The organism is Allomuricauda sp. F6463D, assembly GCF_023015965.1.
Lineage (GTDB): Bacteria > Bacteroidota > Bacteroidia > Flavobacteriales > Flavobacteriaceae > Flagellimonas.
Window position 1 is genome coordinate 387,328 of the sequence record NZ_JALKAN010000002.1, and the last position, 13,369, is coordinate 400,696.

At 39.3% G+C, this 13,369-nt stretch carries 11 protein-coding genes; 9 read left to right on the forward strand and 2 right to left on the reverse strand.

Annotated elements, in window-relative coordinates; all coding sequences use genetic code 11:
- Positions 1-95 precede the first annotated feature (95 nt).
- Together MWU56_RS10225 and MWU56_RS10230 are read left to right on the forward strand one after the other, a co-directional pair.
- The gene (locus tag MWU56_RS10225) at positions 96-572 is read left to right on the forward strand and encodes a hemerythrin domain-containing protein (protein WP_247044239.1); all 477 of its coding nucleotides are present in this window, start codon (positions 96-98) and stop codon (positions 570-572) included.
- A gap of 84 nt (positions 573-656) precedes the next feature.
- Positions 657-1,799 (forward strand): lycopene cyclase family protein, encoded by a 1,143-nt coding sequence (locus MWU56_RS10230; RefSeq protein ID WP_247044241.1) that lies wholly within the window; start codon positions 657-659, stop codon positions 1,797-1,799.
- Here the strand turns inward: MWU56_RS10230 and MWU56_RS10235 are convergent.
- Positions 1,796-2,779, reverse strand: coding sequence for a polyprenyl synthetase family protein (locus MWU56_RS10235; protein ID WP_247044243.1), 984 nt, complete (start codon positions 2,777-2,779; stop codon positions 1,796-1,798). The two genes, MWU56_RS10230 and MWU56_RS10235, sit on opposite strands and share 4 nt — an antisense overlap.
- A gap of 174 nt (positions 2,780-2,953) precedes the next feature.
- Here MWU56_RS10235 and MWU56_RS10240 point away from each other — a divergent pair, with 174 nt between their 5' ends.
- The 6 genes from MWU56_RS10240 to MWU56_RS10265 all read left to right on the forward strand — a co-directional run bounded on the left by MWU56_RS10240 (position 2,954) and on the right by MWU56_RS10265 (position 10,807).
- On the forward strand, positions 2,954-3,502 hold the full coding sequence (locus MWU56_RS10240; protein ID WP_247044245.1) for an RNA polymerase sigma factor: 549 nt from the start codon (positions 2,954-2,956) through the stop codon (positions 3,500-3,502).
- Entirely contained in the window at positions 3,492-3,926 is a 435-nt protein-coding gene (locus MWU56_RS10245; protein WP_247044246.1) for a hypothetical protein, read from the forward strand. Before MWU56_RS10240 ends, MWU56_RS10245 begins: the two co-directional genes overlap by 11 nt.
- Positions 3,927-4,143: 217 nt before the next feature.
- On the forward strand, positions 4,144-4,749 hold the full coding sequence (locus MWU56_RS10250; RefSeq protein ID WP_247044247.1) for a TetR/AcrR family transcriptional regulator: 606 nt from the start codon (positions 4,144-4,146) through the stop codon (positions 4,747-4,749).
- A complete protein-coding gene (locus MWU56_RS10255; RefSeq protein ID WP_247044248.1) occupies positions 4,750-6,081 on the forward strand; it encodes a TolC family protein in 1,332 nt (443 codons plus the stop codon). It begins immediately after the preceding gene.
- An 18-nt stretch (positions 6,082-6,099) separates the two neighbouring features.
- Entirely contained in the window at positions 6,100-7,272 is a 1,173-nt protein-coding gene (locus tag MWU56_RS10260; RefSeq protein ID WP_247044249.1) for an efflux RND transporter periplasmic adaptor subunit, read from the forward strand.
- A gap of 22 nt (positions 7,273-7,294) precedes the next feature.
- Complete coding sequence (locus MWU56_RS10265; protein ID WP_247044250.1) at positions 7,295-10,807, forward strand: efflux RND transporter permease subunit; 3,513 nt, start codon at positions 7,295-7,297, stop codon at positions 10,805-10,807.
- A gap of 79 nt (positions 10,808-10,886) precedes the next feature.
- Here MWU56_RS10265 and MWU56_RS10270 read toward each other — a convergent pair whose 3' ends face one another.
- Positions 10,887-11,234: a toxin-antitoxin system YwqK family antitoxin gene (locus MWU56_RS10270; RefSeq protein ID WP_247044252.1), complete on the reverse strand. Its 348-nt coding sequence runs from the start codon at positions 11,232-11,234 to the stop codon at positions 10,887-10,889.
- Positions 11,235-11,590: 356 nt separating this feature from the next.
- Between MWU56_RS10270 and aspS the strand changes: the two genes are divergently transcribed.
- Positions 11,591-13,339: an aspartate--tRNA ligase gene (aspS, locus tag MWU56_RS10275; RefSeq protein WP_247044253.1), complete on the forward strand. Its 1,749-nt coding sequence runs from the start codon at positions 11,591-11,593 to the stop codon at positions 13,337-13,339.
- Positions 13,340-13,369 lie beyond the last annotated feature (30 nt).

The following is a 13,369-nucleotide window of genomic DNA, read 5'->3' on the forward strand; positions in this document are numbered from 1 at the left end:
AAAAATTGATTCAATTGAGTTAAGGATTCATCGGTCTATGTGATACTTTCAAAAAATGAATTATCACTTGAAAGTAACAATAAAACTAGACCAAAATGAAAATTTATAAGGCCATAAAAAAGGACCACGACATCCAAAGAGATTTATGCAATAAACTTGTGAACACTTCTGGAGAATCTGAAGAACGAAAAGAACTCTGGACAAAGCTTAAAAAAGAACTGGAAGTACATGCGGTAGCTGAAGAACGCTATTTTTATTCTCCGTTGATCGATACAGATGAAATGCAAGAAGATGCACGCCATGGTATGGCCGAACATCATGAAATGGATGAATTAATAGCTGAGCTTACAGATACAGATATGAGTTCGCCCCATTGGTTGGCCACTTTTAAAAAATTAATGGAAAAAGTGGAACATCATTTAAAAGATGAGGAAGATGACTTTTTTGGAAAAGCTGAAGGAATTTATTCTGAAAAGGAAGCCGATACCCTTGCAAAAAACTACGAAAACACTATGGAGGAATATAGGTACACATGGCCAGAATCCATACCTGGAAACGAAACTACTGAATAAAGAAACAATTCAGGTTCCCTATTACAAAGGAAAGATAGATGCATTAAAACCTTAATCTATCTTTCCTTTGTTTATTTTTATCAAATGGGTCACTACGATTACATTATTATAGGCGCTGGAGCAGCTGGACTTTTACTTGCCGATGCCTTAGGAAATGATGAGTTCTTTGCCTCCAAATCCATTTTGGTACTGGACAAGGATGACAAATCCAAAAACGATCGTACTTGGTGTTTTTGGGAAGTAGGCGATGGACAATTTGATGATTTAATCCACAATACTTGGGATGCCATTTATGTGGGAGGTGAACAACTTAAAAAATCTGCTTCTATTGCTCCCTATACTTATAAAATGCTTCGTGGCATTGATTTTTACAATCACTTTTTACCAAAGGTAAAAGCACAGTCCAACATAACATGGGTTCAAGATGAGGTAACTGATGTATATGAACAAGAAAAGGAGGTTTTAGTGACAACTCCTACCAAAACATTTACCGGACAAACGGTATTTTCCAGTCTATATGATGCTTCTATCCCTTTACATAAAAAGGAATACCCGGTTTTACAACAACACTTTGTAGGTTGGCTAATAAAAACCGAACAGTCGGTATTTAAATCAAATGAGGCCACTTTCATGGATTTTTCGGTGCCACAAAAAGGCAATACACGTTTTATGTACGTGCTCCCTTATTCGGATAATGAGGCTTTGGTGGAATACACCTTATTCTCCGAACACCTTTTGGAAAAAGCTGAGTACGAAGAGGCCCTAAAAGTGTACATCAAAGAAAAATATAATGACACCAAATACACCATTCAAGAAACTGAGTATGGGAGTATTCCAATGACCTGTTATCCATTTCATCAGCACAATACAGATCGTGTTTTCCAAATAGGCATTGCAGGCGGATGGACCAAACCCAGCACTGGTTACACATTTTATAATACGAGCCAACAAGTACCAAAACTGGTGGAGCACCTAAAAACTGACAGGCCATTATCAGCGTTTTATAGGAAGAGTAGATTTATGTTCTACGATATGCTTTTGTTGGATATATTATACGAAAACAATCACTTGGGACATGAGATTTTTGAGTCCATGTTCAAAAGAAGAAAAGCTTCTCTGATTTTAAAGTTCCTTGAAAACGAAACCAATTTATGGGAAGAACTCCAAATTGTGACCGCACCCAAACCGATGCCGTTTATAAAGGCACTTTTTAAACGAATTTTTTAAACGGTTCGTTCCATTAAACTTTCTCCAAATTGTCTTAGCAATGCCTTGTTATCATCGGGAAGATTTATATCTGACAGCGCATCAAACGCTTTTTGGGTATAGTCTTGAATAGCTTTTTTGGTTTCTTCCACTGCCCCACTTTCTTTAAAAATGGTTTTTACCGCAGCCACTTTTGCAGTGGAATCTTCGGGCTTAATGGAGTATAAATGCAATAGACCCTCCCGATCATCTTCAGAGGCTTTTTCTAGTGACTTTATGTACAAATACGTTTTTTTGTTCTCCATAATATCACCACCTACTTGCTTCCCAAATGTTTTCGGGTCACCAAAAGCATCCAAATAATCATCCTGCAATTGAAATGCAATACCGAGATTTCGGCCAAACTCGTAAATAGCATCCGCATCTCGCTTGGAAGCATTGGCCACGATAGCTCCCATCTTCATAGCGGCTGCCACCAGAACAGAGGTCTTATACTCTATCATTTTTAAATATTCGGGAATGGTCACATCATCTCGAGATTCAAAATCCACATCGTATTGTTGTCCTTCACATACCTCAAGAGCTGTTCTACTAAAAAGTTTGGTAAGTTCCACGTAAGTTTCAGCAGGATAACTTTCTAAAAATTGATAGGAAAGAATCAACATGGCGTCTCCGGAAAGTATTCCCGTGTTTACATCCCATTTTTCATGCACCGTTGTTCTTCCTCGTCTAAGCGGTGCATCATCCATAATATCATCGTGTACCAAGGAAAAATTATGAAACATTTCAACTGCCAGAGCAGCATCCATAGCTTCTTCCACTTTACCTCCAAAAACTTCCGCGGTCATCAATGTGAGAATCGGACGTAACCGTTTTCCACCCAATCCTAAAATATATTGTACAGGTTCATACAAATTCTTAGGCTCTGTAAACACAGTTCTTTTTTTAAGTTGCGTAACAAACTGCTCTCGGTACTGACTAATGATATCGATATCTGACATGGAGCCAAAAATACGTGCAAATAATTAATTTGGAGGAACACCTTGGTTTAAAACATGGATACTTTGTATCCAAGACATAAAAAACAGTGAACCTTCAAAAAAATTAAGCTTAAACCGCAATAGAAAAAAATTTCATCGTCTTTATAAGTGAAACCAGCAATCTGTTCCAACTGAATGGCAGCCAAAACTGACAACCACAATAACCTAACCGACTTCTTTAACGAGGAATATGGTTCGTTGCGTTCGTATGTGCAGTCCAAAATCAGGGATACATCGGAACGAGATGCCGAAGACATTGTACAGGATGTTGCCCTGAGGGTGTTCTCACGGCCCGATGACGCCATTCCCGTGACCAATGTTGGTGGATTTGTGTACAACGCCATCAGGAACAGGATCATTGATATTATGAGAGGTAGAAAAGAAAGAAAGCTTCCAAGCGAAGATATTGACAGACAGTGGCGAGAATTTGCGGAATTCTTTTATGGTGATGCGGACAATAAATATTCGCCAAAGATGGAAATCGCACTAAAAAAGGCTATCCAAGATTTGAAGCCAGCGTACCGGGACATCATAATCGCAATAGATTTTGAAGGATATAATTATAAAGAAATAGCAGAAAAAACAGGAATTCCTGCAGGCACCCTAATGTCCAGAAGACACCGTGCCATGTCGGAACTATCCAAAACCTTAGAGAATGTAAAAGTGTTGAGTTATGAAACATAAAATGGAATACGAAAAAACAGTAAAAAGAAATGTGGAAAGTATGGTGAAAAAGGTGGTTAAAGTCATCGCCATGATCATATTGGGAGGCCTGCTCTTACTATTGGCAAATTATGTATTGATGCGCTTATGGAACTGGCTAATGCCCGATCTTTTTGGAGTGAGCACAATTACCTACTGGCAAGCACTTGGTATTTTCATCTTAGCTAAGCTATTGTTCGGCTTTGGTGGAGGTGGCGGAAAAAATAAGAGCGGTTCCAGTCACAAAAAGAAGATTAAATCGTCCAATAAGTGTACGCAGTGGAGAAGAGGTTTTGACGAATGGCAGCATTACGACCAATTTTGGAAAGAAGAAGGTGAAGCGGCATTTAAATCATATGTAGAAAACATCAAAAACGAAAATCATGATACATCGAAAAAAGAATAGTCCAAGAAAAAAGTATTTACTTCAGTTCAGTCCCTTTTTTTGGCGGTTGGGACATAATAGGACGGATATGAACAACAAAAATTCAGAGATTCGAGCCTTATTCATTGATGGAAGAGAATCCAGTTAAACCGAAAAATCTATTCCAGGTTAAATAATTGTAAAACGTTAGAAACTTTTTTTGTTTTTAAAGTTTCCATGCCTACATTTGTCGCCAATTATGAGAGAAAAGATAATAGAGAAGGCAACAGAAATGTTCTTAAATCTTGGTTTTAAGAGCGTTACCATGGACGATTTGGCCAGTGAGATGGGTATATCCAAAAAAACGATTTACTCCCATTTTAAGAACAAATCGGATTTAGTGGAGCAAACGGCAATGACGATGTCCAATTTTATCACCTGCGGAATAGACAACATTGTTGCTTCACAAAAAAACCCCATCGAGGAACTTTATGAGATCAAAAAATTTATAATGATCCATTTAAAAGATGAAAGATCATCCCCATTGTACCAATTACAGAAATACTACCCCAAAATTTACACCTCCCTTAAAGAAGTACAATTTGAGTGCACTCACCGGTGTGTAACCAAAAATGTAATAAGAGGAATGGATACGGGTATCTATAGGGACAACTTGAACGTGGAATTTGTTTCCAGAATATACTTTTCGGGAATCACCAGCATTAAGGACAACACGATGTTTCCAACACAAATCTTTAGTAAAACAGAATTACTGGATCATTATCTAGAATACCATCTAAGAGGCATAATAACTCCAGAAGGAAGAAAAATACTCAACTCAATCATCAATTCAAATCAAGAATAAATGCGACGATTATCACTTATTTTTATACTATTTCTACCATGGATCGTCTCTTCCCAAGACACCATTCCCAGTTTTAGCTTGGATAAAGCCATTGCCTATGCACTGGAACATAATTACAGTTCAATAAATGCATCACGGGATATTGAAGATGCCGAAAAACAAAAATGGGAGACCATTGCAACAGGCTTACCCCAAATTTCTGGAGCTGTCAGTTATCAAAATCAATTAAAACAACCTGTATCGCAAATTCCCGCTGAATTTTTTGGTGGAGCACCAGGGACTTACGAAGAGGTTATTTTTAGTCAGTCCCAATCCATGTCCGCATCCGCAACACTAACTCAGAAAATCTTTGACGGCTCATATATTGTAGGAGTCCAGGCCACAAAAACATTTTTGGAGTACAGTCGAAACAACAAAGAAAAAACCGGGTTGGTCGTTCGTAAATCCGTTGTGGAAGCCTATGGCAATGTTCTTTTGGCCCGGGAAAGTGTATTGATATCAGAAAGAAACAAGGCCACTTTGGAAGAGAACTTGTATGAAGCAAAACATATCTATGAAAATGGATTGGGTGACGAAGAAAGTGTAGATCAACTCCAGATAACACTTTCAACGGTGGATAACCAGCTTAAGAATGCGCGCCGAATGGAAAAAATCACGTTACAGATGTTAAATTTGGTGTTAGGCCTTCCCATCGAAACTCCAACTATATTATCCGAGAATTTAGATGACCTTACCCAAGCAAAAATAGATATTGGTCTATTGGATCAAGACTTTAACATTGATAACAATGTAGACTATAAAATGGCAATCAACCTGAATGAACAACGATTTTTGGAGTTGAAATTGGCTAAAAGTCGAGCGTTGCCAACTTTGAATGCATTTATTAATTACGGAGGTAATTCATTTAGTAACAACTTTAATTTTTTGAACAGCGGACAACAATGGTTTGGCTCCTCTATTTTAGGCGTTGACCTGAACATTCCCATTTTTAGTTCTTTGGGAAGAAGTGCAAGTACCCAACGAGCCAAAATTGCCCTGGAAAAAGCCAAAACCCAGTTTACGGAGGTACAAGCACAAATTCGATTACAATTGGAAAGTGCTAAGAGCGATTACATACTGGCTATTGAACAATACGGCACCTCCAAAGACAATCTAGCGCTGGCAGAGCGCATTGAAAAAAAGAATCAAATTAAATATTCCGAAGGTTTGGCCACAAGTTTTGAATTGAGACAGGCACAGACCCAATTATATACCAGTCAACAAGAGTATTTGCAGTCCATGGTCGCCGTAATCAACAAGAAAACGGAACTGGAAAATATTTTAAATCAATAAAAAGAAAACCATTTCATCATGAAAAAAACAATATATATAACACTAACAGCAGCAATATTGGCTTCATGTGGCGGCAGTGACAACAATTCTTTGGATAAAGTAATTGCCAGCAAAGATGTTGAAACCATTCGAGCAAAGCATACTGAAATTTCCCATGAGCACAAAGCATTGGAAAAGCAACTGAAATCTTTGGATTCCGTTATTGCCCTATTGGACGGTTCGGCCAATCTGCCTTTGGTGACAACAATACAGGTACAACCACAAAAGTTTGATCATTATCTGGAACTTCAAGGAGATGTAATGACGAAACAGAACGTATTGATATATCCAGAAATGTCGGGAACCTTGAACAAAGTATACGTTGAAAAAGGACAAAAAGTATCCAAAGGCCAATTATTGGCCACAATAGATGATGGTGGTCTCTCTAGTCAGCTCGCACAACTCAAGACACAAACAGAATTGAGCAAGACAACCTTTGAACGCCAAAAAAGGCTATGGGAACAGAACATTGGCTCCGAAATACAATACCTACAGGCAAAAACCAATTTTGAAGCACAAGAAAATGCAGTAAAACAATTGGAAAGTCAAGTAGCCAAATCAAGTATTCGTGCACCATTTACAGGAATTATAGACAATGTCATCAAAGACGAAGGAACCGTTGTTGGTCCTGGGGCAGGTTCTGAAGTTTTCCGGATTGTAAACCTTTCAAATATGTACATTGAAGTGGATGTCCCCGAAAGCCACCTGCCCAATGTTACCTCTGGTAAAGATGTAAAGGTCTACTTCCCTGTTCTGGGTGATAGCGTTTCTACCAAAATAAGACAGACAGGCAATTTTATAAACCCCAGCAACAGATCATTCACCGCAGAAATTCCGGTTCCGAGCCACGATGGTAAAATAAAACCGAATCTTACTGCCCGTGTATTGATCAACGACTACACCAGTGACAACGCCATTTTAATTCCACAGAGTATTTTATCGGAAAATGCAGACGGAGAGCAGTACGTGTTTTTGGTTGAGGCGGATTCCATACAAAACGACCCAGTGGCCAAAAAAGTGGTTATAAAAACTGGAAAAACGCAAGGTGATTATGTCGAGGTGCTTTCCGGTATCAATGATGGTGATGCCATTATAGATGAGGGTGCGAGAAGCGTAAAAGAAAATCAAAAAGTCAAGATAAAAAATAATTAGACAGCCAAAGCAACTACAAGTTATGAACAAGCAAAAGAAAAGTGTAGACAAGGAGTTTCGGCTGTCCTCATGGGCCATTGACAACCAAACCACAATGTATGTGTTAATTTTGGTTATTCTGATCCTCGGTGGCATGGCCTATTTTAGCATGCCAAGGGAAAGCTTCCCCGAGGTAAAGGAAACCAAAATCTACATTAGTTCCATTTATCCTGGAAATACGGCAGAGGATATAGAAAAGTTGATTACCGACCCCTTGGAGGATGAACTTAAGACAGTGAGCAACCTCGTGGAGATCACTTCAACATCGCAGGAAGATTATTCCATGATCATTGCTGAGTTTGATGAGAATATTTCCGTTGCATCGGCCTTGCAGAAAGTAAAGGACGAAGTAGATTCCAAAACTGCAGGCGAAGACTGGCCCACCTTTAACGGTGCCAAAGTGGAACCGAACGTTTTCGATTTGAGCCTCTCGGAAGAAATGCCCATTCTGAACATCAATATTTCCGGAGATTATCCAATTGAAAAACTAAAAGAATATGGAGAATATCTGGAAGATGAAATAGAGGGTCTTTCAGAAATCAAACAAGTAGATATCCGAGGTGCCCAAGAGAAAGAAGTAGAAGTAGCGGTTGATATTTACAAGATGATGGCCGCCAAAGTCAGTTTTAACGACATAATCGGTAGTATAAACAATGAAAACCTCACCACATCTGCTGGAAACCTAGTCGCCAGTGGGCAGCGTAGGACCATAAGGATAGTCGGGGAAATAGGTAAGCCAAAAGAACTTGAAAACTTTGTGGTAAAATCAGAAAATGGCAGTCCCATTTACCTTAAGGATATCGCTCAGGTATCTTTTAAAGAAGAGGACAGAACCACATATGCTCGAGAATTTGGTAATCCTGTGGTGATGCTGGATGTTAAAAAACGTTCAGGAAAAAACATGGTGGCCGCCGTAGACCAGATAAAAGTAATCGTGGAAGATGCTATCGAAAATGAGTTCCCACAAGATCTTAAAATCACGATTGCCAACGACCAATCATCCAAAACCATTGGTCAAGTGGACGATTTGGTGAACAATATCATCTTCGGTATCATACTGGTAGTAACTGTATTAATGTTCTTTTTAGGCTTTAAAAACGCACTGTTCGTTGGTTTTGCCATTCCCATGTCCATGTTTATGTCGCTCATGATTCTGAACGCGATAGGATACACCATGAACACCATGATACTCTTTGGATTGATTATGGGTCTAGGAATGTTGGTGGACAACGGTATTGTGGTTGTAGAGAACATTTATCGCCTAATGGATGAGGAAAAAATGTCAAGAATCGAAGCCGCCAAAAAAGGTATTGGTGAAATCGCATTTCCTATTATTATCTCTACCCTTACCACGGTAGCAGCGTTTGTACCATTGGGCCTATGGCCGGGCATCATGGGGCAGTTTATGAAATATTTCCCTATTACACTTTCGGTGGTATTGGGATCCTCCCTATTTGTGGCCATCTTTTTCAACTCGGTTTTGGTCTCACGATACATGACCACCGAAGACAAGGAAATGCCTATAAAACAGATTATTCGTATCACTTCCATTATCTCGGGAATTGGAATTCTCATAGTTATTTTTGGGGGCGATTATAGGGCTTTGGGAACTTTAATGGTGGTAACAGCGATCCTATTGTGGATATATCGCTTGTTCCTTAGGGACTGGGCCGGTATTTTTCAAAACAGAATTTTGCCGACTTGGGAAAGGATGTACGAAAAGACATTACGGTATGCTTTGGCCGGACGAAAACCGATTTTTATCGCCATCACCACATTTGTACTTCTTTTAGTAGCATTTATAGGATTTGGTATTTCCGTGGGAAGCCAAAGAACCAAAGTGGAGTTTTTCCCGGACAATAAACCCAATCAGATTATTGTATATATCGAATATCCGGAGGGAACCGATATTGAAAAAACCAACAAAATTACAAAGGACATTGAGAAAAGGGTCTACGATATCATCAATTCCGAAGCATATATACGTGGTGATTACAATTTTATGACAGAAAGTGCTGTATCCCAAGTAGGTGAAGGCGCTGGAAATCCTCAAACGGATGGTGGCTCTAGTGCCGAAATGCCAAACAGGGGCAAAATTACCGCTACACTTCGTGAATTTAAATATCGAGAGGGCGCGGATAGTGAAGAACTTCTGAAAAAAGTGCAAGAAGCTCTTAAAGATATCTACCCTGGTGTTGCTATTTCAGTAGAAAAAGATGCGATTGGCCCCCCTGTTGGATACCCGATCAACATAGAATTGGAAGGGGAAGATTACACCGAATTGATCGCTACTGCTGAAAGGATGCGGAACTTTATCAATTCGCGTAACATTCCGGGGATTGATGAGCTTAAAATAGACGTGAACAAATCGAAGCCTTCTCTCTTAGTTCAGGTAGACCGTAAAAAGGCTGGAGAATTGGGAGTGGCCACGGGTCAAGTTGGCCAACAACTACGTAGTTCAATATTTGGATCTAAAGCAGGTATTTATAAAGAAGGTGGAGAAGATTATGATATTTATGTGAGGTTCAATGAAAAGGACAGGTACAATACAAGTGCATTGTTCAACCAACGTATTACGTTTAGAGACCCTTCGAGCGGGCAAATCAAGGAAGTTCCCATTTCTGCCGTTGCCAAGCAAACAAATAGCACAGGCTTTAGTGCCATTAAGCACCGAGATGTAAAACGCGTGGTTACAGCATACTCAGCTTTGGCATCGGGCTATACAGATGCCGGGGCCATTGTAGGAAAGATTCAAGAAGAAATGAATGATTTTGAAGGTCTTCCAGAAAATATCAAAATAGATTATACCGGTCAGATTGAAGAGCAAAACAAGCAAATGGCATTTTTAATGGGCGCTTTTTTTACTGGACTTGGCCTTATCTTTTTTATTCTGATTTTCCAATTTAATTCCATCAGCAAACCTGGAATTATAATGCTTGCCATATTCTTGAGTTTGATTGGGGTTTTTGGGGGAATTGTTGCCACAGGTAGCGCCTTTGTGATCATGATGACGATGATGGGGATTATATCCTTGGCAGGAATCGTGGTCAACAACGGTGTGGTGCTCTTGGACTATACCCAACTTTTGATAGATAGAAAGAAAGTAAACCTCAACTTGGACGAAGATGCGTTGTTGGAACCAGATGACTTTTTGGAAGCCGTGGTAAAAGGTGGTAAGGCCAGATTACGACCAGTACTGCTCACCGCAATCACCACAATTTTAGGTTTGATTCCTTTGGCAACAGGTTTCAATATTAACTTTTTCACTTTGATGAGCGAGTTTAACCCGAACATCTATTTTGGCGGTGACAACGTTGTATTCTGGGGACCGTTGGCATGGACTGTAATTTATGGATTATTGGTAGCTACTTTTTTAACCTTGGTGGTTGTTCCGATATTATTCTCCTTAGTTTATAAACTCAAACTAAAAATTAGAAAAAGAAAATTAAAACGAGAAGAGCAAAAACAAGAACAAATCAAATCCGCCACGGCATAGCTCGAACAAAAAAACTCTAACAAAAAAAGCCCCGATCAAAATGATCGGGGCTTTTTTTAATAACATTAATTTTAATTTATCAGTTTACCGTGACTGCATCGCCCTGGTTCCATTTTTTTACATGTACAATACGATTATCCGTAAAGTCCACTTCGCTCAATACTTCATTTTCCCAAAAAAACCATTTACCGGTCTTTTCACCATTCAAATATTGACCCGTGGCAATTTTTTTTCCTTCTATATCGAACATCACCCAATCACCGTGTAATTTACCGTTCAGCATATAACCTGTTTGGGCAACTTCACCATTATCGTAAAAATAGGTTGCTTTCACTGTTTTACCGATTCTCTCAAAAGTCGGTTTTGTATCTTGAGCAGATATACCTACCGTAAACATCACCGCCAAAACTAATACTGCTTTTTTCATACTATCTGGAATTTCTATCTTGTTAATATCTAAGTGATAACAAATCAAAGTTACTTAAATTTTACGTTAACTATATATTTAACTAACGTTTTGTTTACATTAAATTTACATTCAAATCATATGTTCCTAATTTACAGTTTGTTAAATATATCTCAGGTGCTATTTTTACGGTGTTTATTTACCCTTTATCGAATAAAAATCAACAAAACACCTACTCCAATGTAAATTTAATGTTAACTGACAAGTGTTTCATTGTTCAATAAATCGCTATCAACAAGCACATCTGGCAGAAAATGCACATAACCACTATAAAATACCTACATTCCTATTAAATTTGCGCTCTCATAACAAACATCATGTACAGAAGCAATACTTGTGGTGCATTAAGGGCATCGGATATAGGTTCAGAAGTTATTTTAAGCGGTTGGGTTCACAAGGTCCGAGACAAAGGTTTTGTGGCATGGATAGATTTACGCGACCGCTACGGCATTACCCAATTGGTGTTTGATCAAGAACGCACTTCGAGTGACCTATTGGAACAAGCCAGCAATTTGGGACGTGAAACCGTTATCCAAGCAAAGGGCGAGGTAATCGAGCGGGCCTCAAAAAACCCAAACATCCCCACAGGAGAGATTGAGGTACTCGTAACTGAACTCACCATTTTGAACAATTCATTGCTTCCTCCTTTTACTATAGAAGATGAAACCGATGGCGGAGAAGACATCCGAATGAAATACCGCTATTTGGATATCCGAAGGAATCCTGTAAAGAACAAGCTTGTGTTTAGACATAAGGTGACCATGGAGGTAAGAAAATATCTATCCGACCAAGGATTTATTGATATAGAAACTCCGTATTTGATAAAATCCACCCCGGAAGGAGCAAGAGACTTTTTGGTGCCAAGTAGAATGAACGAGGGACAGTTCTATGCCCTGCCCCAATCACCACAAACCTTTAAGCAATTGTTGATGGTAGGTGGCATGGACAAGTACTTCCAAATTGTAAAGTGTTTTAGGGATGAAGACCTTAGGGCCGATAGACAACCAGAATTCACTCAGATTGACTGTGAAATGGCCTTTGTAGAACAGGAAGACATTTTGAACACTTTCGAAGGTTTGACCAAACATTTATTGAAAGAAATCAAAGGTGTAGAAGTAGCAGAATTTCCTAGAATCACTTATGATGATGCCATGAGGTTGTATGGCAATGACAAACCCGATATCCGTTTTGGAATGCAGTTCGGTGAACTAAACCCAGTGGCACAGCACAAAGATTTCAATGTCTTCAATTCTGCAGAACTGGTCGTTGGAATTGCAGTTCCGGGAGCAGCTTCATATACACGAAAAGGGATTGATAAATTGGTGGATTGGGTAAAACGCCCACAAGTCGGTGCCAAAGGCATGGTCTATGTAAAGTGCAATGAGGATGGTACCTATAAGTCTTCGGTAGATAAATTCTATGACCAAGAAGATTTGGCCAAATGGGCTCAAGTAACCGGGGCCAAATCGGGAGACCTTATTTGTGTGCTTTCCGGTAACACCAACGAAACCAGAGGACAGTTAAGCGCTTTACGCATGGAACTTGCGGAACGTTTAGGCCTTAGAAAACCGGAAGAATTCGCTCCTCTTTGGGTGGTGGATTTCCCACTATTGGAACTGGACGAAGAAACTGGGGATTACCATGCCATGCACCATCCGTTTACCTCACCAAAACCAGGTCAGTTGGAATTATTGGATTCTAAACCCGGCGAGGTAAAGGCAAATGCCTATGATTTAGTATTGAACGGAAACGAAATCGGTGGTGGTTCCATTAGAATCCATGACAAAGAGACCCAGGCAACCATGTTCAAACATTTAGGCTTTACTCTAGAAGAGGCAAAAGCACAGTTTGGATTTTTGATGGATGCCTTCCAATATGGGGCACCTCCACATGGTGGAATCGCATTTGGTTTAGATAGGTTGGTAGCCATTTTAGGTGGTCAAGAAACCATTCGCGACTATATCGCATTCCCAAAAAACAATAGTGGCAGGGATATTATGATCGATGCACCCGCCAATATTGATGAAGAACAATTGAAAGAGCTCCATTTAAAACTGGATCTATGATATATTAAAATCCAGCTAAAAAAGTTGGAT

Bases quoted from the DNA above. Each gene is read 5' to 3' on its own strand.
- aspS (WP_247044253.1), top strand. From the start codon at position 11,591: ATGTACAGAAGCAATACTTGTGGTGCATTAAGGGCATCGGATATAGGT.
- MWU56_RS10260 (WP_247044249.1), top strand. From the start codon at position 6,100: ATGAAAAAAACAATATATATAACACTAACAGCAGCAATATTGGCTTCA.
- MWU56_RS10225 (WP_247044239.1), top strand. From the start codon at position 96: ATGAAAATTTATAAGGCCATAAAAAAGGACCACGACATCCAAAGAGAT.
- MWU56_RS10245 (WP_247044246.1), top strand. From the start codon at position 3,492: ATGAAACATAAAATGGAATACGAAAAAACAGTAAAAAGAAATGTGGAA.
- MWU56_RS10250 (WP_247044247.1), top strand. From the start codon at position 4,144: ATGAGAGAAAAGATAATAGAGAAGGCAACAGAAATGTTCTTAAATCTT.
- MWU56_RS10270 (WP_247044252.1), bottom strand. From the start codon at position 11,234: ATGAAAAAAGCAGTATTAGTTTTGGCGGTGATGTTTACGGTAGGTATA.
- MWU56_RS10235 (WP_247044243.1), bottom strand. From the start codon at position 2,779: ATGTCAGATATCGATATCATTAGTCAGTACCGAGAGCAGTTTGTTACG.
- MWU56_RS10255 (WP_247044248.1), top strand. From the start codon at position 4,750: ATGCGACGATTATCACTTATTTTTATACTATTTCTACCATGGATCGTC.
- MWU56_RS10240 (WP_247044245.1), top strand. From the start codon at position 2,954: ATGGCAGCCAAAACTGACAACCACAATAACCTAACCGACTTCTTTAAC.
- MWU56_RS10230 (WP_247044241.1), top strand. From the start codon at position 657: ATGGGTCACTACGATTACATTATTATAGGCGCTGGAGCAGCTGGACTT.
- MWU56_RS10265 (WP_247044250.1), top strand. From the start codon at position 7,295: ATGAACAAGCAAAAGAAAAGTGTAGACAAGGAGTTTCGGCTGTCCTCA.